Raw genomic sequence first — 18,875 nt, forward strand, 5'->3', positions numbered from 1 at the left:
GCGATATCCCGAAGAGGAAAACGGCCATCGAGCTTTCGCGGAGCTCGCGTTCGAAGCGCACGCACGGTGCACGGTTCGAACCATCTTTCGGAAGACACCACGGTCCCCGCAGGATTTGGCACCTACGCAGGTCGCTTTCGCGCCTGCGGGCTGCCCCGGCTTCAAAGGGCCTGTCCCTCTGCCGGTCTCGATGGTGGAGCCACGATGCCAGCACATTCCGGGCATGTCAATCCTTCCATCTGGATGAAGCGATATAGTTTTTTCTCATCAGCCCGCAGCCGCCCCTCTTTCCTGAACGAACGCGGTTGCGTAGAGTCCGCGCACCCTCACTGGAAGCTCGCTGATGCGCCGGATCCTGCTGCTCACCCTGCTGGCGTGCCCGTTGCTGGCACCGGCCGCTGAATCCAACGGTGGAGCGGACTGGCGCGGCGGCTGGGGATTGGTGCGCCCGGCCGACCAGGCGCCGCAGGGGGCGCGGAGCGGCACGCTGGCCTCGGTGAAGCTCGAAGGGGGTGCCGCGTACTGGCAGGCGCGGGTCGACAACCACCTCACCGGTCCGGTGCAGATCGCCCTGCGCCAGGACGCGGGTGCCGCGCTGCTGCCGGGGCTGCCCCTGCAAACCGTGCTGCCCGGCTCGGCCAGCGTGGTGGTGGCGCGGCTGCAGCTGCCACCGGATACCGAACGCCTGAACCTGCTGCTGGACGCGGTTCCCGGCGACCCGGCGGCGCGGCCGCAGGACGTGGCCTACCAGCTGCCCTTCGATGCGCGCCGGTTCCAGGTCAGCCAGGCGCCGCAGGGGCGTTTCAGCCACAACGATGCTGAAAACCGCGACGCGGTGGACTTCGCGCTGCCCGAAGGCACCCCCGTGCTTGCTGCCCGCGCGGGCAAGGTGATGCAGGTGCAGGGCAACTTCAGCGGCAACGGGCAGGATCCCGCGCGCGACCGCGACCGCGCCAACTTCATCCGGGTCCTGCATGAAGACGGCAGCATGGCCGTGTACGCCCACCTGCGCGAAAACGGGGTACTGGTGCGCAGCGGCCAGCGGGTCGAGGCCGGCCAGCGCATCGGTGTTTCCGGCAACACCGGCTACAGCACCGCCCCACACCTGCATTTCGTGGTCCAGGCCAATGCCGGCATGCAGCTGCGCTCGATTCCGGTACGCATCGTGGCCCCCCAGGGCGAGCTGCACTTCGCGCGTGAAGAGGGTGACGGCGGCGACGCGGCCAGCCACTGACCCGCCGGGCGGGGCGGCCCGGTATACTGGCGGGCTTATCTCAATGAGAAGCGCCCCGGGCGGGCGCGTCACGCCATGTCCGAAGTCGCTACCGAAGCTGCGCGCCGCCGCACCTTCGCCATCATTTCCCACCCTGACGCCGGCAAGACCACGCTGACCGAGAAGCTGCTGCTGTTCGGCGGTGCGATCCAGATGGCCGGCTCGGTCAAGGGCCGCAAGGCCGCGCGCCATGCCACCTCGGACTGGATGGCGCTGGAAAAGGAGCGCGGCATCTCGGTCACTTCATCGGTGATGCAGTTCCCGTACGAAGGCAAGATCGTCAACCTGCTCGACACCCCCGGCCACGCCGACTTCGGCGAGGATACCTATCGCGTGCTTACCGCGGTGGACTCGGCGCTGATGGTGATCGACGTGGCCAAGGGCGTGGAAGAGCGCACGATCAAGCTGATGGAGGTGTGCCGCCTGCGCGACACCCCGATCATGACCTTCATCAACAAGCTCGACCGCGAGGGCAAGGAGCCGATCGACCTGCTGGACGAGGTGGAAAGCGTGCTGGGTATCCAGTGCGCGCCGGTGACCTGGCCGATCGGCATGGGCCAGCGCCTGAAGGGCGTGGTCCACCTGATCAGCGGCGAAGTGCACCTGTACGAACAGGGCCGCAACTTCACCCGGCAGGATTCGACCATTTTCCCGTCGATCGATTCACCGGGCCTGGCCGAAAAGATCGGCGCGGGCATGCTGGCCGAGCTGCGCGACGAGCTGGAACTGGTGCAGGGCGCCAGCCACGCGTTCGATCTTGACGCCTACCTGGCCGGCAGGCAGACGCCGGTGTTCTTCGGTTCGGGCGTGAACAACTTCGGCGTGCAGCCGCTGCTGGACTTCTTCGTCGAGCACGCGCCGTCGCCGCAGGCACGCGCCACCACTGGTCGGGTGATCGCCCCACAGGAAAACAAGCTGACCGGCTTCGTGTTCAAGATCCAGGCCAACATGGACCCGCAGCACCGTGACCGCGTGGCGTTCATGCGGGTCTGTTCGGGGCGCTTCGTAGCGGGAATGAAGACCTTCCACGTGCGCACCGGCAAGGAAATGAAGCTGGCCAACGCGCTGACCTTCATGGCCAGCGACCGCGAAATCGCCGCTGAAGCATGGCCGGGCGATGTCATCGGCATCCACAACCACGGCACCATTTCCATCGGCGACACGTTCACCGAAGGCGAAGCGGTGAGCTTCACCGGCATCCCGAACTTCGCGCCGGAACTGTTCCGTCGCGCGCGCCTGCGCGATCCGCTCAAGCTCAAGCAGCTGCAGAAGGGCCTTGCGCAGCTGTCCGAAGAAGGGGCCACCCAGTTCTTCCGCCCGCTGATGAGCAACGACCTGATCCTGGGCGCGGTGGGCGTGCTGCAGTTCGACGTGGCCGCCTACCGGCTGAAGGACGAGTACGGCGTGGAAGCGACCTTCGAGCCGGTGAGCGTGACCACGGCACGCTGGGTGACCTGCAACGATGCGAAGAAGCTGGAAGAGTTCCGCGAGAAGAATGCGGGCAACCTCAGCATCGACGCGGCGGGCCAGCTGGTCTACCTGGCGCCGACCCGGGTCAACCTGCAGCTGGCGCAGGAACGCGCGCCGGACGTGCGCTTCGCGGCAACCCGCGAAGCGGCGCACAGCATGTCGGTCGCCTGACCTGGCGAAACCGGCGATGATAGGGGGGAGCGGGCTCCCCCTCCCCGCGCGACGATCATCGCCATGACCTCTGTTGCTTCCGTACGTGAAGAAATCGCCAGCGCCCTGACCCACGGGCTGGGCGCGGTCGCCGCGCTTGCCGGCAGCGCGGTATTGATCACCCTGGCCGCCATCTACGGCGACGCCTGGCAGCTGGCCAGCGCCATCGTGTTCGGCGTGGCACTGCTGCTGCTTTACACGGCCTCCACGCTCTACCACGCCATCCAGCACCCGATCGCCAAGGGCCGACTGAAAGTATTCGACCACTGCGCGATCTACCTGCTGATCGCCGGCACCTACACCCCATTCACCCTGATCGGCCTTCGCGGCCCGTGGGGCTGGGGCATGTTCACCGCGATCTGGGCGCTGGCACTGGCGGGGGTGATCTTCAAGCTGTTCTTCACCGGCCGCTTCAAGCTGCTCTCCACGATCATCTACATCGCGATGGGCTGGATGGTGCTGGTGGCGATCAAGCCGATGTGGTCCCACATCGACGGCTGGACCCTGGGCTGGCTGTTTGCCGGTGGCCTGTCCTACACGCTGGGCACCTACTTCTACCACCGCGAATCCATCCCCTACTCCCACGCGATCTGGCACCTGTTCGTGATCGGCGGAAGTGTCTGTCACTTCGTTGCGGTTACTGCGCAGATTCTTTGAAGCAACGGCAACCGCAACAGCAACAACAACAGCAGGTTGCCGTTTGCTTGCTGTTTAGGGTCGGTGTGGGTGGGTCGCCGGGACACGCCGCAAGTACGTCCTTGTAGGCTCGTTCGCGCCATCCATGGCGCTCTACGGTCCCGTCAACCCACCCACACCGCCCCTTCGACAGTTGGTCGGCCACCAACGAAGATCAAGAGCAGAAATCCGCTCCATTGTCCGCCGACGCAATGCTGAGGGGGCGGGCGGGGGTATGCCATTGCGGGACCGTAGAGCGCCATGGATGGCGCGAACGAGCCCCCATGGATGGGTTTACGGCGTGTCCCGCAATGGCATACCTCCGCCCGCCCCAGCTCGGAAAAGTGAACAGCACGCGCTTTGGCCTTGGCTGTGGCTCTGGCTTTGCTTTTGGCGCCACACTGACGCGATCCTTACCAATGCTTCGCGTTGCCTGCACGATGAACGGGCAAGGATGGGCGGGTGAATACCGTTCCCGCTCCTACGCCTGTTGCGCCATCCTCCCGCTCACGCTGGCGTTTTCGCCGACCGGGCAAGCGCGGGCAGCGCTGGCTGGCGGTGCTGGTTTTCCTTTTCGCGCTGATCCTGCTGGTGATCGCGCTGTGGGACTGGAACTGGTTCAAAGGCCCCGTCGAGCGCGCCGTGCAGGCCAAGACCGGCCGGGAATTCCATATTGGCGGCAATCTGGATGTCGATCTCGGGCGCACCCTTACCGTGCGCGCCGATGGCCTGACCTTCGCCAATGCCGAATGGTCCAAGACCCCACGGATGGCCAGCGCCGACCGCGCCGAGATCGACCTGCGCGCCTGGCCCCTGCTGCGTGGCGATATCCGCATTCCGGAAATCCGCATCACCCGCCCCGACCTGCTGCTGGAAACCGCGCCCGGCAAGGACCAGCCCGGCAACTGGGATTTTCTTGGCCCCAGCGATGGCGAGCCGCCCGTGCTGCAACGCCTGCTGGTCGACGATGGCCGCTTGAAGTTCCTTGATGCCGCTGGAAAGACCGACATCCTGGTCGCCATCACCAGCGGCAAACCACGCAATGCCGACAGCGCACCGCCGCTGCTGGTCAGCGGCAAAGGCCGCTGGCAGGGCAATCCGTTCACCCTGGCGGGCAACACCGAATCGCCGTTGGAACTGACCAACAGCGAGCATCCGTTCCGCATCCATCTGGATGGGCGTGCCGGCAGTACCCACGCCATTGCCAGCGGCACCCTGACCAACCCGTTCGCCCTGCGCACCTTCGATCTTGATTTCGCGCTCAGCGGCCAGGACATGGAAGACCTGTATCCACTGATCGGCCTGGCCATCCCCTCCACCCCGCCGTATCGCCTGAAAGGCCGCCTCAAGCGCAACAACGATGTCTGGCGGTACGAGAACTTTACCGGTGTCGCCGGCGACAGCGACCTGGGCGGTACCGCGCAGATCGACGTCAGTGGCGACCGCCCCTTCCTCAAGGCCGAGCTTGTTTCCAAGCGCCTGGACTTCGATGACCTTGCCGGCTTCGTCGGCGCCCCGCCCAAGACCGGCGCCGGCGAATCGGCCAATGCCGAACAGAAGGCCAAGGCGGCCGCACTCGCAGTGAAGGCGCGCGTGCTTCCGGATACGCCCTACGACCTCAGCAAGCTCCGCGCGATGGATGCCGATGTGCACTGGAAGGCGCAGCGCATCAACTCCCCCGCGCTGCCGCTGGACGACATGGATGCGCACCTGAAGCTGGACGACGGCCTGCTGCGCCTGGAGCCGCTCAACTTCGGCGTCGCCGGCGGCGACATCCGCAGCACCATCCGCATGGATGCACGCAAGCCGACCATTGCCACCCAGCTCAAGGCCAGCATCCGCAAGGTGCAGCTGGGCGGGCTGTTCCCCGACGCGAAACTGGCCGAGCAGGCCTCCGGTGGCATCAGTGGTGAGATCAACCTCAGCGGCAACGGCAACTCGATCGCATCCATGCTGGGAAGCTCCGATGGCGCTGTTGCGGTGGGCATCGGCCGCGGCCATGTCGGCAACCTGATCATGGAACTGGCCGGCCTGGACGTGGCCGAATCGCTGAAGTTCCTGTTCACCGGCGACAAGCAGATTCCGCTGCGCTGCGCGTGGGGCGATTTCGGCGTGAAGCAGGGCCTGATGACCTCGCAGCAGCTGGCGTTTGATACCACCGATACGCTGATCCTTGGAGAAGGCACGGTAGACCTGAAGCAGGAAAAGCTCGACCTGCTGCTGCGCCCCCGTCCGAAGGACATCAGCATCCTGGCACTGCGTTCGCCGCTGCGCATCGGCGGCACGTTCAAGGATCCGTCGTTCCGGCCGGACTTCAAGGCGCTCGGGCTGCGTGGTGCCATCGCGCTTACGCTCGGCAGCATTGCCCCGCCTGCCGCGCTGCTGGCCACGATTGAAACCGGGCCAGGTGAGGATTCGAATTGCGGCGGCCGGTACGCGAAGTAAAGAGCCACGCCCTGCGTGGCTGCTCCTCGTTTCCGCGCACGACCAACCATCGGGGGCGGCCGGCGGGCAGCCCTCGTAGGGACTGTCAAAAACATGGATGTTTTTGCCAAGCCCCCATGGAGGGGTTCACGGCGTGTCCCGTAGAGGGCTGCCCGTCGGCCGCCCTGCTCGGGAAAATAAAAGCGCTGCTCTTCGATTGAAAATACCCGCAGCCAGCTCAGCCCGCGACGATGTACTGCTGCAGCTGGTCCAGCTTCTGGGCCTGTTCGTCGATCACCGATTTCACCAGGTCGCCGATGGAGATCACGCCGATCACGCCGCCGCTGTCCACCACCGGCAGGTGGCGGATGCGGTAGTCGGTGACCAGTTGCAGGCAGTGCTCCACCTGCTCGGACGGCGCCACCGTCACCACCTTGGCGGTCATGATGTCGCTGACCTTCGTCGACCTCGAAGAGCGGTCATGCAGCACGATCTTGCGTGCGTAATCGCGTTCGGACAGGATGCCGACCAGGCTGCGGCCGTCCATCACCAGAACCGCGCCGATGCCCTTGTCGGCCATCAACCGGATCGCGTCGATCACCGCCGATTCCGGGCCTACCGCGAACACCTCAGGGGACTTGCCTTCCAACAGCTGTCGTACCGTGGTCATCTCGCTGCTCTCCACCGATGGGATGCACGCCCGAGTCTGCCACGAACGGCGCATGCCAGGTGTCAACCACGTACAACGGCCGCTGCTTGGATTCCTCGTACAGCCGGCCCAGGTACTCCCCGATCAGGCCCAGCGCGATCAGCTGCACCCCGCCCAGGAACAGGATCACCGCCATCATCGTGGGGTAGCCGGCTACCCGGTCGCCGTACAGCGCTGCCTTCAGCACCACCCATCCGCCGAACAGGAATGCCACGCCTGCCGTGGCCATTCCCAGGTAGGTCGCCGCCCGCAGCGGTACCGTGGAAAAGCTGGTGATGCCTTCCAGTGCGAAGTTCCACAGCTTCCACAACCCGAACTTGCTGTCGCCCACCATCCGCGCATGCCGGTGATACGGCAACGCAACGCGGCGGAAGCCGACCCAGCCGAACAATCCTTTCATGAACCGGTGGCGTTCACGCAGCTGACCCAGCGCCTGCAGCGCGCGCGGTGACAGCAGGCGGAAATCGCCGGTATCGGCTGGAATCGGGATCCTCGACAGCCGCCCGATCACCCGGTAGAACGCCGCCGCCGTACTGCGCTTGAGCCAGCTTTCGCCGTCGCGCACCTGGCGGGTGCCGTACACGTTGTCATAGCCCTGCCGCCACAGCGCCACGAACTCCGGAATGAGCTCGGGCGGGTCCTGGCCATCGGCATCGAGGATCATCACCGCGCCGGTGTCCACGAAATCCAGTCCGGCCGTCAATGCCGCCTCCTTGCCGAAGTTGCGCGACAGGCGCAGCACGCCCACACAGCTGTCGGCTGAGGCCAGTTCCTGCATCACCTGCCAGGTGGCATCGGTGCTGCCATCGTCGACGTACACGATCCGCCCCTCGACGCCCTCCAGTCCATCCAGGACCGCGCGCAGGCGCGGCTGCAGCAGGGGCAGCGCCAGCGCTTCGTTGTGGGCCGCGATGACCAGGGTAAGGCGTTCAGTTGTCATGGCTCACTCATCCTTCAGGTAGGCGCCGCCGCCGAGCTGCCGCGCCTGTCGTTGGATCCAGGCGGCGCGTCGCTGCACGTACGGGCCGGGGCGTGCGGCGTTGTACCGGCGCGGAGCCGGCAACACGGCCGCCAGCTTTGCGCTTTCGGCCGGCGACAGCCGCGCCGCATCCTTGTTCCAGAACTGCCTGGATGCCGCCTGCGCACCGTAGATGCCATCACCGAACTCGGCGATGTTGGCGTACATCTCCAGGATCCGCGACTTCGGCCACAGTGTTTCGATCAGCAGCGTGTACCAGGCCTCCAGCCCCTTGCGGATCCAGCTGCGGCCCTGCCACAGGAACAGGTTCTTGGCGACCTGCTGGCTGATGGTGCTGGCGCCGCGCAGGCGCCCGCCGCGGGCATTGTGGTCGCGCGCCTTTTCAATGGCCTGCAGGTCGAAGCCATTGTGTTCGGGAAAGCGCTGGTCTTCTGCCGCTACCAGCGAAATGGGCAGGCTCGGGGCCATCTGGTCCAGGTCGCGCCACTGGTAATGCAGCCGGTAGCTCCAGTCGCCCTGGCCCAGCGCCTCGCCATAGCGCCACAGCATCACCGTCGACAGCGGCGGGTCGATGAAGCGCAGCACGGCCACCTGCAGCACGCTGCCGGCCACGAACAGCACCGGAAGCCACAGCAGGTGTTTCCAGCGCCAGCGGCGCCGGCGGGTCGGTTCCAGGCCCGGTTCGGCCTTGTGGTTGCTGCGCTCTGCCCCCATTAGTGGTGCATCCTCTGCTTGCACGGTTGTCGGCGCATTATCCGGCAACACGCCCTCATTACTTAAGCGCAGCCACCGACCCGATGACCGCCCAGACCGATTCCCTCACCCGTTTCCTGCTTCCCGATGCCGGCGTGCGCGGCGTGCACGTGCACCTTGACGCCAGCTGGCAGCAGATCCTCTCCCACGGCACCTACCCGCCGGCCGCGGCCGAGCTGCTGGGTGAAGCCACCGTGGCCTCGGCGCTGTTCACCGGCCACACCAAGGTGGACGGCCGGCTGTCGATCCAGCTGCGCAGCAACACCGCCATGCGCACGCTGTTTGCCGAATGCACCGCCGCCGGCACCCTGCGCGGCATCGTCCAGCTGTCCGGCGAAGGCGATGCCCCGCGCGACCTGACCGCACTGGGCGAGGACGCGCTGCTGGCCATCACCATTGAAAACCCCGGGCTGGACCCGCGCGAGCCACAGCGCTACCAGAGCCTGGTCGGCCTGGGCGCATCCGGACTGGACGAGGCCTTCGAAGACTACTTCCGCCAGTCCGAACAGCTTCCCACGCGCCTGCTGCTGGCCGCCGATGGCGACCGGGCCGCCGGCCTGCTGCTGCAGAAGCTGCCCGGCGACGAGGGCGATACCGACGGCTGGTCCCGGGCCAGTGCGCTGTTCGAGACGCTGGGCAAGCAGGAACTGCTGGACGTGGCCGGCAATGAGCTGCTGCACCGGTTGTTCCATGAACAGGCCCCCGAGCTGCTGGGCGAGCGCCCGCTCCGCTTTGCGTGCTCCTGCTCGCGCGAACGGGTGGAGGGCATGCTGCAGTCGCTGGGCGAAGTGGAAGCCCGGGCGGCCGCCGAACCCACGGGGTCCGTGGACATCCGTTGCGAATTCTGCGGACGGGAGTATCACTTTCCGTTGACGGAATTCGACATACTGTTCCGCGACGCCGTTGTTTCCTCACCGGCACCTGAACGGCTTCAGTAATCGCCGCGCGAGTTTTGTTCTGGGGAGAACCAAGACTTGTTAAGAATTCATAAACGCCCTAGGATCAGTGTCCCGCTTCGGCGGGAACTTGTGCTCATTACCGCTGTCTGAGAATTCCCATGCGCGCCCTTCTGCGTCTACCGCTGGCCCTGATGATCGCCCTCGCCGCGATCCCGGGCGCCTATGCGCAGTCCAAGGCCCGCCAGGACAGCACGGTGATTCCGGTCTGGAACAAGGGCAGCGGCAAGGTCGAAGCCCTGCTTTACCTGGAACCCACCGGGGAACAGGCTGCCGGCGCCCGCTGGCACTTCGGGCGCAGTTCGCTGGATGCCGCTTTCGGGCTGTCCTCGGGCGATTCGCTTGGCCTGCTCTGCAACAGCAGCCGCGGCACCAGCATCAGCGGGCTGGCCAGCCACTGCATGCTGGCCAGCCTGGGTGACGAGGACGACAACGCGCTGAGCCGCCGCGTCACCGGCACCGCCGCGTTCAACCGCCCGGGCGGTCGCGTCGGCATCACCGCCGGCACTGGCAAGGACACCCTGCCCGCCTGGCTGGCCGGCCCGAACAAATCGCCGGCGCTGCGCGCCGAGCAGAACGACCTGACCGTGTTCGGCCAGAAGAACATCGGCCGCGAAGGCTTCGTCTCCATTGGCGGCACCTACGCCAAGGCACGCCTGGTGCCGTTGTCCGACGTGTCCCCGGCTTTGGTGGACCGCTGGGACAGCAAGAGCCTTACCCTGGGTGCCGGCTACGGCAACTTCAGCGGCAACATCATCGGCCGCGTGGTCGACGTGCCCGGCCAGCCCGGCAAGTGGGAAGGCCTGGGCGTGGGCCTGACCTGGCGTACCCCGTGGAGCGGCCAGCTCACCGTGGGTGCCGAAAACGTGATCACCCGCGGCAAGAACCCGTTCGCCCCACGCAACGAGAGCACCGATGAGGGCACCGTGCCCTACGTGCGGTACGAGCAGGACCTCTGAGTCCAGGTTTCGATAACCCGGGAAGACCAGAAAAGGCGCGCCATTGGCGCGCCTTTGTCGTTCCAGCGCCCCGGTTGAGGTCACTGAACACGCCAACCTGATACAGAGCGTGACAAAACAACTGCAACTATTTTGCTAACAATTTGTTAACAAATGAGTCATTTGACGCTTACAACCCTCTCAAGGGCCTTGATCCACAAGCACTTTGCCGAATTTCACACAGATCACAGACTTCATTAACGCTACTTTAATTCTTTCGAAGCGGCAGTTACTATCGAGTCAGCCTTGTGGTCTTTGGTGCTCTCTATTGGCACCGCCTGAGGCAAACACCCCAGTGAATACCCAAGATTCCCTTGGAGAGAGAGAGCAATGAACTTTAAGTCCAACAAGCTGCGTGATGCAGTGGTCGTTGCACTGGTCGTCGCGGCCGGCACCGCCACCGCGCAGGCGCAGGAAGCTGCCAATACGACCAACCTGGACCGCATCTCGGTCACCGGTTCGCGCATCAAGAGCACCGACATCGAGACCTCGCAGCCGGTGCTGAGCCTGACCCGCGCGGACATCGACAAGCAGGGCGTGACCTCGGTCGCCGACATCCTGCAGCGCGTCGCCGCCAACGGCGCCGCACTGAACCGCACCTTCAACAACGGTGGCGATGGTTCGTCGGGCATCAGCCTGCGCAACCTGGGCAGCCAGCGTACCCTGGTGCTGGTCAACGGCCGCCGCTGGACCACCGGCCTGGACGGCAGCGTCGACCTGAACACCATTCCGGTGGCCATGGTCGAGCGCATCGACGTGCTGAAGGACGGCGCCTCGACGATCTACGGTTCCGACGCCATCGCCGGCGTGGTGAACATCGTCACCAAGAGGGACTTCGACGGCGCAGAAGCGAACTTCTACAAGGGCCAGTACAGCGCGGGCGACGGCGAGCGTGAAGCCGCCGACTTCGTGCTGGGCACCACCACCGACCGCGCGTCGGTGATGATCGGCGCCGCCTACGTCAACGAACGCGAAGTCATGGCCGGTGATCGCAAGATCTCCGCCGGTGGCCCCCCGTTCTTCAGCGGCCAGAGCGGCACCGGCATCCCGGGTTCGTACCTGTTCAACGGCCGTCGCTACGTCGACATCAACGGCGTGCAGACCCCGTTCGTGTCCAACGTGCACGGCTACAACACCGCCCCGGACAACTACCTGCTGACCCCGAACGAGCGCACCTCGCTGTTCGCCTCGGGCTCGTACAACGTGACCGACAACATCACCTTCCGTACGGAAGCGATGTACAACGAGCGTAAGTCCGAGCAGCTGCTGGCCGCAATGCCAGTGACTGGCCTGACCCTCGACGCCGCCAGCATGTACAACCCGTACGGCGTTGACCTGACCGGCGTGAACCGTCGTTTCAATGAAACCGGCGGCCGTTCGTTCAACCAGAACGTCAAGAACTGGCACTTCTACGGTGGCTTCGAAGGCTTCTTCGAAGTGGCTGACCGCACCTTCGACTGGGATGTCGGCTACCGTTACGACAAGACCGACCAGAACGACCTGACCTACGGCCTGTTCAACGTGCAGAACCTGGACGCGGCCTACGGCCCGTCGGGTATCGACCCGGTGACCGGCCAGGCCGTCTGCTTCGGCGCTGGTGGCGCGATCATCCCGGGCTGCTCGCCGATCAACCCGCTGGGTCCGGAAGGCTCGATCTCGCAGGCTGCGCTGGACTACACCTCGTTCACCGCGCATGACTCGGCGTCGCAGGTTTCCAAGGGCTACTACGCCAACATCTCCGGCACGATCGTTCCGCTGCCGGCCGGTGACCTGGCCTTCGCAGCCGGTTACGAGTACCGCAAGGAAACCGGCCAGTTCGATCCGGATGCCTTCATTGCGGCCGGCCTGAGCACCGGTAACGGCGCCAGCCCGACCAAGGGTGGCTACGACCTGGACGAGTTCTACCTCGAACTGTCGATCCCGGTGCTGGCTGACCTGCCAGGTGCCCAGCTGCTCGACTTCAGCGTGGCGACCCGCTACTCGAAGTACAGCAACTTCGGCAACACCACCAACAACAAGTTCGGGTTCCGCTGGAAGCCGATCGACGACCTGATGATCCGCGGTAACTACTCGGAAGGCTTCCGCGCGCCGAGCATCAACGATCTGTACCGCGGCGACACCGATTCGTTCGAAACCTACGCTGATCCCTGCGCCGCGGCCAACAACCCGACCGGTGGCGTGCTGGCCCAGTGCCAGGCCCAGGGCGTGCCGGCTGGCCTGGTCCAGCCGAACACCGACGGCGAGCCGGGTCCGCTGCAGACTGTCGAACCGTTCACCTGGCAGTCCAACCCGAACCTGAAGCCGGAAACCTCGACCAGCAAGACGCTGGGCCTGGTGTGGAGCCCGAGCTTCGTGACCGGCCTGAACGTCACGCTGGACTGGTGGCAGATCGAAATCGAAGACTCGATCACCCGTCCGTCGATCGACGACATCATGAGCCGCTGCTACGGCGGTACGCCGCAGGAGCAGGCCCAGTACTGCCCGCTGATCACGCGTGACCCGAACTACGGCGCAGCCGACGAGAACTACGCGATCGTCAACGTCGACATGCCGCTGCTCAACCTGTCCTCGTACAACGTGGAAGGCTGGGACCTGGGCGTGGCGTACCGTCTGCCGGAAACCTCGTTCGGCCAGTTCACGGTCAGCTGGGACAGCACCTACCTGAGCAAGTGGGAAACCAAGGCCACCGCCGACTCCGCAGTCGACGGCCGCCAGGGTGACTACCTGAACCAGGATCCGTACTGGCGCATCCGTTCCAACCTGTACGTCGACTGGTCCTTCAGCGACTTCGGCGTCAACTACGGCCTGCGCTACAAGTCCGGCATGACCGAAGACTGCCTGCTGGGCGCCGCTACCCGCGGTTACTGCTCGGATCCGGACGGCCAGAAGAACCACATCGGTGCGACCACCTACCACGACGTCCAGTTCCGCTACAACACCCCGTGGAACGGCACCGTCATGCTGGGTCTGAACAACGTGTGGGACAAGCAGCCGCCGGTGTCCTACTCGGTGTCGTACAACATGTTCGACCCGCAGTACGACCTGCCGGGCCGCTACTACTACATGCAGTACAAGCAGAAGTTCTGATCGATCCACTGATCGGTACCTGATGCAGCAACGGCCCCGAAAGGGGCCGTTGTTTTTTGTGCCGGCGTTGCCTCCGGCGTCATTTTCCAGGCATGAAGAAGGCCGCATACCGCGGCCTTTTCCTTACCTGCGCAGTGCGCTCAACCGATCGGGATCAGCGTCTCGATCACATGCTCCACATACGCTTCGAAATCCTCGCGCGCGGGCTTGGGCTGCTGCAGCTGCAGCGACAACTGCAGGAAGCCCACGTACGCCGCGTACGCCAGACGCGCACGATGCTGCGCATCGGTACGGCTCAATCCGGCCTGGCGGAACGAAGCCACCAGGTACTCCAGGCGACGGTGCGACACGCGGTCGATCACCGGCCGCACCATCGGATGGTCCAGTGCCTTGAGCAGTTCGCTGTAGATGATGTGCGGCTGCACTTCGTGCGCCACCACCTGGAACAGCTGGCGCAGGCGCGCACGCGGATCCGGCACATCTTCCAGGCTGCCGAACACCTGCTCCTGTTCGAACAGCTCCCAGCGCTCCAAGGCGGCCTGCAGCAGCGCATCGCGCGAAGGGAAATGCCAATAGAAGCTGCCCTTGGTCACTCCCAGGCGCCTGGCCAGCGGCTCCACCGCGACCGCGCCGACACCCTGTTCAGCGATGAGATCCAAGGCGGCCTGCGCCCAGTCTTCCGCGCTCAGGCGGCTGTTGCGGCCGGCTCGGGGCTCGCCGGCGGAAGCTTCAGGTTCATTCATGCGCTGATTTAACCATACGCCGGGGTCGGTTTGTGTGGAATTGCCCGAAACCGCGGCCGGAAACCCCTGCGCTGTCGGGCCGCACCGGGTAGTGCCACGCCCTGCGTGGCTGCTTGGGAATACCAACCATACTAGAGAGTATTGACATGCCAGAAGCCAGGTCCATACTAGCAAGTATGGTAACTCCCGCCTCCCGCCCATCCGTCCCCACCGACGAGCGCCTCACCGCCGCACACGACGCCGTGCTGGCGGCAACCCGCTCGGCCCCAGGGCGCCGCGGCACCGTGCTGTTCGCCCATGGTTTCGGCCAGACCCGGCACGCCTGGACTGCCACCGCGCAGTCGCTGGCCGCCGCCGGCTATCAGACGCTCGCCTACGATGCACGCGGCCATGGCGACTCGGACTGGAACCCGGCCACCCTCGCCTATCACGGCGAACAGTTTGCCGACGACCTGATCGTGCTGGCCGGCGAACAACCGCAGCCGCCGATTCTGGTCGCCGCGTCGATGGGCGGGCTGTTCGGCCTGCTCGCCGAAGCGCGCTGGCCGGGCCTGTTCTCGGCGATGGTGCTGGTGGACATCACCCCGCGCTGGGACACCGCCGGGGTCGAGAAAATCCTGATGTTCATGACCGCGCATCCGGAAGGATTCGCTTCACTGGAACAGGCGGCCGATGTGATCTCGGCCTACCTGCCGCACCGCCCGCGCAAGTCGGAAGAGTCGCTGCGCGCCCTGCTGCGCGAGGATGGCCACGGGCGCTGGCGCTGGCATTGGGACCCGCGGCTGGTCGCCGAACTGGCGCGCGACAGCGAACAGCATCAGGACGCGCTTGCAGACGCAGCGCGCCAGGTGAAGTGTCCGGTGCTGCTGGTCAGCGGCGGGCGCAGCACGTTGGTCACCCCGCAAACGGTGGCCGAATTCCTGGCGTTGGTGCCGCACGCGCGCCACGTGCAGCTGCCGGAGGCCACGCATATGGTCGCCGGCGACGACAACAACGCCTTTACCGCTACTGTGTTGGACTATCTGGACGTGTTGCCCTCGGCCTCCGCCGTGGCACAGTCCGCCACAACCGAGCACGTCACCGGAGCACGCTCATGAGCATTGTCGTTCCCTTCCTTGCCATCCTGCTGGCAGGCGCCATCGTCGCCTACCACCGGATGCGGCTGATCACCTGGACGCTCGTCAGCCTGGTGCTGCTGGCGGCCTGCTGGTTCGTCCCCTATGTCAACCAGACCGCCACGATCGTGGCTGCGGCGATCGTCGCCGTCATCGCCGTGCCGCTGCTGCTGCCGTTCATCCGCAAGCCGCTGCTGACCGCGCCGATGATGAAGGTGTTCCGCAAGGTGCTGCCGCCGCTGTCGCAGACCGAGCGCATCGCGCTGGAAACCGGTTCGGTCGGTTTCGAAGGTGAGCTGTTCACCGGCGACCCGGACTGGAACAAGCTGCTCAACTACCCCAAGCCGCAGCTCACCGCTGAAGAACAGGCCTTCCTGGACGGCCCGGTGGAAGAACTGTGCGCGATGGTCAACGACTGGGAGATCACCCACGTCTACGCCGACCTGCCGCCGGAGCTGTGGGCGTTCATCAAGAAGAACAAGTTCTTCGGCATGATCATCCCGAAGGAGTACGGCGGCCTGGGCTTCAGCGCGCTGGCCCACCACAAGGTGATCCAGAAGCTGGCGTCGGTGTCGAGCGTGGTCAGCTCCACCGTCGGCGTGCCCAACTCACTGGGCCCGGGCGAACTGCTGGTGCACTACGGCACCCAGGAACAGAAGGACCAGTACCTGCCGCGCCTGGCCGATGGCCGCGAAGTACCGTGCTTCGGCCTGACCGGTCCGTTCGCCGGTTCGGATGCAACCTCGATTCCCGATTACGGCATCGTCTGCAAGGGCGAGTGGAACGGCGAGCAGGTGCTCGGCGTCAAGCTCACCTTCGACAAGCGCTACATCACCCTGGCCCCGGTCGCGACGCTGATCGGCATGGCGTTCCGCATGTACGACCCGGACGGCCTGATCGGCCCGACCCGCGACATCGGCATCACCCTGGGCCTGCTGCCGCGCGACACCGCCGGCGTCGAGATCGGCCGTCGCCACTTCCCGTTGAACTCGACCTTCCAGAACGGTCCGATCCGCGGCAAGGACGTCTTTATTCCGCTCACCCAGCTGATCGGCGGTGCCGAGAAGGCCGGCAAGGGCTGGAACATGCTCAACGAGTGCCTGGCCGTGGGCCGCTCGATCACCCTGCCCTCCACCGCCAGTGGCGGTGCCAAGGCCGGTGCGGTGGTCACCGGTGCCTATGCGCGCATCCGCAAGCAGTTCGGCCTGTCGGTCGGCCGCTTCGAAGGCGTGGAAGAGGCGCTGGCCCGGATCGGTGGCAAGGCCTATGCGATCAGCGCGCTGTGCCAGGCCACCGCTGCGGCGGTGGATCGCGGCGACGTGCCGTCGGTGCCGTCGGCCATCGCCAAGTACCACTGCACCACCATGAGCCGTGAAGTGATCTCGGACGTGATGGACGTGATCGGCGGCAAGGGCATCATCCTGGGCCCGCGCAACTTCGCCGGCCGCAGCTGGCAGGCCGCGCCGATCGCGATCACGGTGGAAGGCGCCAACATCATGACCCGCAGCCTGCTGATCTTCGGCCAGGGTGCGATCCTCTGCCACCCGTGGGTGCTGCAGGAAATGAAGGCGGCGCAGGATCCGGACACCAAGGCCGGCCTGCAGTCCTTCGACCGCAGCCTGTTCGGGCACATCCGCTTCGGCATCTCCAACGCGGTGCGTTCGTTCTGGCTGGGCCTGACCGGCGCGCGTTTCGGCGCCGCCCCGGGCGATGCCTACACCCGCCGCTACTTCCGCAAGCTGGACCGCTATTCGGCCAACCTGGCGCTGATGGCCGACATCTCGATGATGACCCTCGGCGGCAAGCTGAAGTTCAAGGAATCGCTGTCGGGTCGCCTGGGCGACGTGCTGAGCCACGTGTACATGACCAGCGCCATGCTCAAACGCTACCACGACGAAGGCGCGCCGGTGGCTGACCAGCCGCTGCTCGCCTGGGCGTTCCATGACAGCGTGCACAAGATCGAGGAATCGCTCTCCGCCGCGCTGCGCAACTTCCCGATCCGCCCGATCGGCTGGCTGATGTGGCTGCTGATCTTCCCGTTCGGCCGCCGTGCCGAAGCCCCGGGCGACCGTCTGGGCCACCGCGTGGCGGCGCTGCTGATGGCGCCGAACGAAGCGCGCGACCGCCTCGCCAGTGGCGTGTTCCTGACCCCGTGCGAGAACAACCCGGGCGGCCGCATCAACAGCTACCTGTCCAAGGCGATCATGGCCGAGCCGGTGGAGCGCAAGTTCATCAAGGCGCTCAAGACCAAGGGCATCGAAGCACTGGACTTCAACGCACAGCTCGACGAAGCGGTGTCCGAAGGGGTGATCACCCAGGACGAGCGCACGCTGCTGGAAGAGCTGCGCACGCTGACCATGGACACCATCACGGTGGACGACTTCGAGCCGCACGAACTGCGTTCGGCCAGCTACTACGACCGCGAACGCAAGGACGCGCAGTCGCAGGAAGCGGCATAACGCCAGCCTCGACACACCCCAGAACGGCGGACTTCGGTCCGCCGTTTTTCATTGCCTTCCTCGCAGCCGCTTTCCGGGAGACCCGCTGATGTCCGCCCCCCTCTTGACCCTCTACCGCCGCATGCAGCGCTGGCCGGCGGGCCAATGGCTGTTCTCGCGCGCGATCTGCTTCAAGGCCCCCTACTTCGCCAGCATCGCCCCGCGCATCACCGTGCTCGAACCGGGCCGCTGCGAAGGCCACATCGCGCATCGGCGCCGGGTGACCAACCACATCGGCACCGTCCACGCCATCGCGCTGTGTAACCTGGCCGAGCTCACCGCCGGGCTGATGGTGGATGCCTCGCTGCCCAAGGGCATGCGCTGGATCCCCAAGGGCATGGAGGTGAAGTACCTGGCCAAGGCGACCGGTACGCAGCATGCAGTCGCCACGCCTGCGCAGGCGATTGTCAGTGCCGAAGCGGGCTGTGCGCTGCCGGTGAACGTGCAGGTGCGTGATACCGCCGGAACGATGGTGTTCGAAGCGCGGATCGATATGTGGGTGTCGCCGGTCAAGCGCAGTTGATTCTGTATCTCGCGAAGAGCAGCGTTTCAGTTCTTACGAGCTGGGGCGGCCGTCGGGCAGCCCCGCTCCGGGACACGCCGCAAGTACGTCCTTGTAGGCTGCTAGAAAACATCCATGTTTTCTAGCGTCCCTCCGGGGGCAACCCGCCGGCCGCCCCCGACAGTGGGTCGCGTGCGGAAGCAAAAATCAGCCACGCAGGGCGTGGCTCTACATGGTGCCGCTGGCAGGTCAGGTTCCCGAACAAATGCACGGAACGCACCAACGCCCGGTAACGCATGAAGAATGATCTGCGCGGCCGTTGATCTTCCTTGGCCACCAATCCACTGTCGAGGGTCGGCGGGGGTGGGTTTGCGGGACCGTAGAGCGCCATGGATGGCGCGAACGAGCCTACGTGGACGTACTTGCGGCGTGTCCCGCAAACCCACACCCGCCGGCCCAGCGCGAGCACGTTCGCAGGCCTCG

14 protein-coding genes and 1 riboswitch are annotated in these 18,875 nt (G+C 65.6%); of the genes, 10 read left to right on the forward strand and 4 right to left on the reverse strand.

Going from position 1 to position 18,875, the window contains the following annotated elements:
* Positions 1 to 77 precede the first annotated feature (77 nt).
* Positions 78 to 197: riboswitch (SAM riboswitch) on the reverse strand.
* 146 nt (positions 198 to 343) lie between these two features.
* The 4 genes from AC06E7_RS01920 to AC06E7_RS01935 all read left to right on the forward strand — a co-directional run bounded on the left by AC06E7_RS01920 (position 344) and on the right by AC06E7_RS01935 (position 6,073).
* Entirely contained in the window at positions 344 to 1,234 is an 891-nt protein-coding gene (locus tag AC06E7_RS01920; protein WP_478062726.1) for a M23 family metallopeptidase, read from the forward strand.
* 75 nt (positions 1,235 to 1,309) lie between these two features.
* Positions 1,310 to 2,914 carry a peptide chain release factor 3 gene (locus AC06E7_RS01925; protein ID WP_093532832.1) on the forward strand — a complete coding sequence of 535 codons (1,605 nt, stop codon included), beginning with the start codon at positions 1,310 to 1,312 and terminating at the stop codon, positions 2,912 to 2,914.
* 63 nt (positions 2,915 to 2,977) lie between these two features.
* Positions 2,978 to 3,610, forward strand: coding sequence for a PAQR family membrane homeostasis protein TrhA (trhA, locus tag AC06E7_RS01930; RefSeq protein ID WP_245356625.1), 633 nt, complete (start codon positions 2,978 to 2,980; stop codon positions 3,608 to 3,610).
* Between the two features lie 480 nt (positions 3,611 to 4,090).
* Positions 4,091 to 6,073, forward strand: a complete 1,983-nt coding sequence (locus tag AC06E7_RS01935; protein WP_478062728.1) for an AsmA family protein — start codon at positions 4,091 to 4,093, stop codon at positions 6,071 to 6,073.
* A gap of 217 nt (positions 6,074 to 6,290) precedes the next feature.
* Here AC06E7_RS01935 and AC06E7_RS01940 read toward each other — a convergent pair whose 3' ends face one another.
* The 3 genes from AC06E7_RS01940 to mtgA are packed head-to-tail and all read right to left on the reverse strand — an operon-like array spanning position 6,291 to position 8,454.
* On the reverse strand, positions 6,291 to 6,722 hold the full coding sequence (locus AC06E7_RS01940; protein ID WP_095364327.1) for a CBS domain-containing protein: 432 nt from the start codon (positions 6,720 to 6,722) through the stop codon (positions 6,291 to 6,293).
* Positions 6,682 to 7,701, reverse strand: coding sequence for a glycosyltransferase family 2 protein (locus tag AC06E7_RS01945; RefSeq protein WP_478062730.1), 1,020 nt, complete (start codon positions 7,699 to 7,701; stop codon positions 6,682 to 6,684). The genes AC06E7_RS01940 and AC06E7_RS01945 overlap by 41 nt, the downstream gene beginning before the upstream one ends.
* 3 nt (positions 7,702 to 7,704) lie before the next feature.
* On the reverse strand, positions 7,705 to 8,454 hold the full coding sequence (mtgA, locus tag AC06E7_RS01950) for a monofunctional biosynthetic peptidoglycan transglycosylase (RefSeq protein ID WP_093532827.1): 750 nt from the start codon (positions 8,452 to 8,454) through the stop codon (positions 7,705 to 7,707).
* A gap of 83 nt (positions 8,455 to 8,537) precedes the next feature.
* Here mtgA and hslO point away from each other — a divergent pair, with 83 nt between their 5' ends.
* From hslO to AC06E7_RS01965, 3 genes are all read left to right on the forward strand, one after another.
* Positions 8,538 to 9,431 (forward strand): Hsp33 family molecular chaperone HslO, encoded by an 894-nt coding sequence (gene hslO, locus AC06E7_RS01955; protein WP_307106545.1) that lies wholly within the window; start codon positions 8,538 to 8,540, stop codon positions 9,429 to 9,431.
* Positions 9,432 to 9,583: 152 nt separating this feature from the next.
* Positions 9,584 to 10,408: an XOO1806 family protein gene (locus tag AC06E7_RS01960; protein ID WP_179197306.1), complete on the forward strand. Its 825-nt coding sequence runs from the start codon at positions 9,584 to 9,586 to the stop codon at positions 10,406 to 10,408.
* A 369-nt stretch (positions 10,409 to 10,777) separates the two neighbouring features.
* Positions 10,778 to 13,534 (forward strand): TonB-dependent receptor, encoded by a 2,757-nt coding sequence (locus tag AC06E7_RS01965; protein WP_478062732.1) that lies wholly within the window; start codon positions 10,778 to 10,780, stop codon positions 13,532 to 13,534.
* Positions 13,535 to 13,674: 140 nt separating this feature from the next.
* On the opposite strand, the gene AC06E7_RS01970 is transcribed toward AC06E7_RS01965, so the two are convergent.
* On the reverse strand, positions 13,675 to 14,277 hold the full coding sequence (locus tag AC06E7_RS01970) for a TetR/AcrR family transcriptional regulator (protein WP_068853700.1): 603 nt from the start codon (positions 14,275 to 14,277) through the stop codon (positions 13,675 to 13,677).
* A 176-nt stretch (positions 14,278 to 14,453) separates the two neighbouring features.
* Here AC06E7_RS01970 and AC06E7_RS01975 point away from each other — a divergent pair, with 176 nt between their 5' ends.
* From AC06E7_RS01975 to AC06E7_RS01985, 3 genes are all read left to right on the forward strand, one after another.
* On the forward strand, positions 14,454 to 15,374 hold the full coding sequence (locus AC06E7_RS01975; protein WP_184126783.1) for an alpha/beta fold hydrolase: 921 nt from the start codon (positions 14,454 to 14,456) through the stop codon (positions 15,372 to 15,374).
* Positions 15,371 to 17,851, forward strand: coding sequence for an acyl-CoA dehydrogenase (locus tag AC06E7_RS01980; protein ID WP_095364331.1), 2,481 nt, complete (start codon positions 15,371 to 15,373; stop codon positions 17,849 to 17,851). The genes AC06E7_RS01975 and AC06E7_RS01980 overlap by 4 nt, the downstream gene beginning before the upstream one ends.
* 88 nt (positions 17,852 to 17,939) lie before the next feature.
* Positions 17,940 to 18,413, forward strand: coding sequence for a hotdog fold domain-containing protein (locus tag AC06E7_RS01985; protein WP_478062735.1), 474 nt, complete (start codon positions 17,940 to 17,942; stop codon positions 18,411 to 18,413).
* Positions 18,414 to 18,875: the final 462 nt, after the last annotated feature.

The organism is Stenotrophomonas sp. Steno-Z4, from assembly GCF_056393145.1.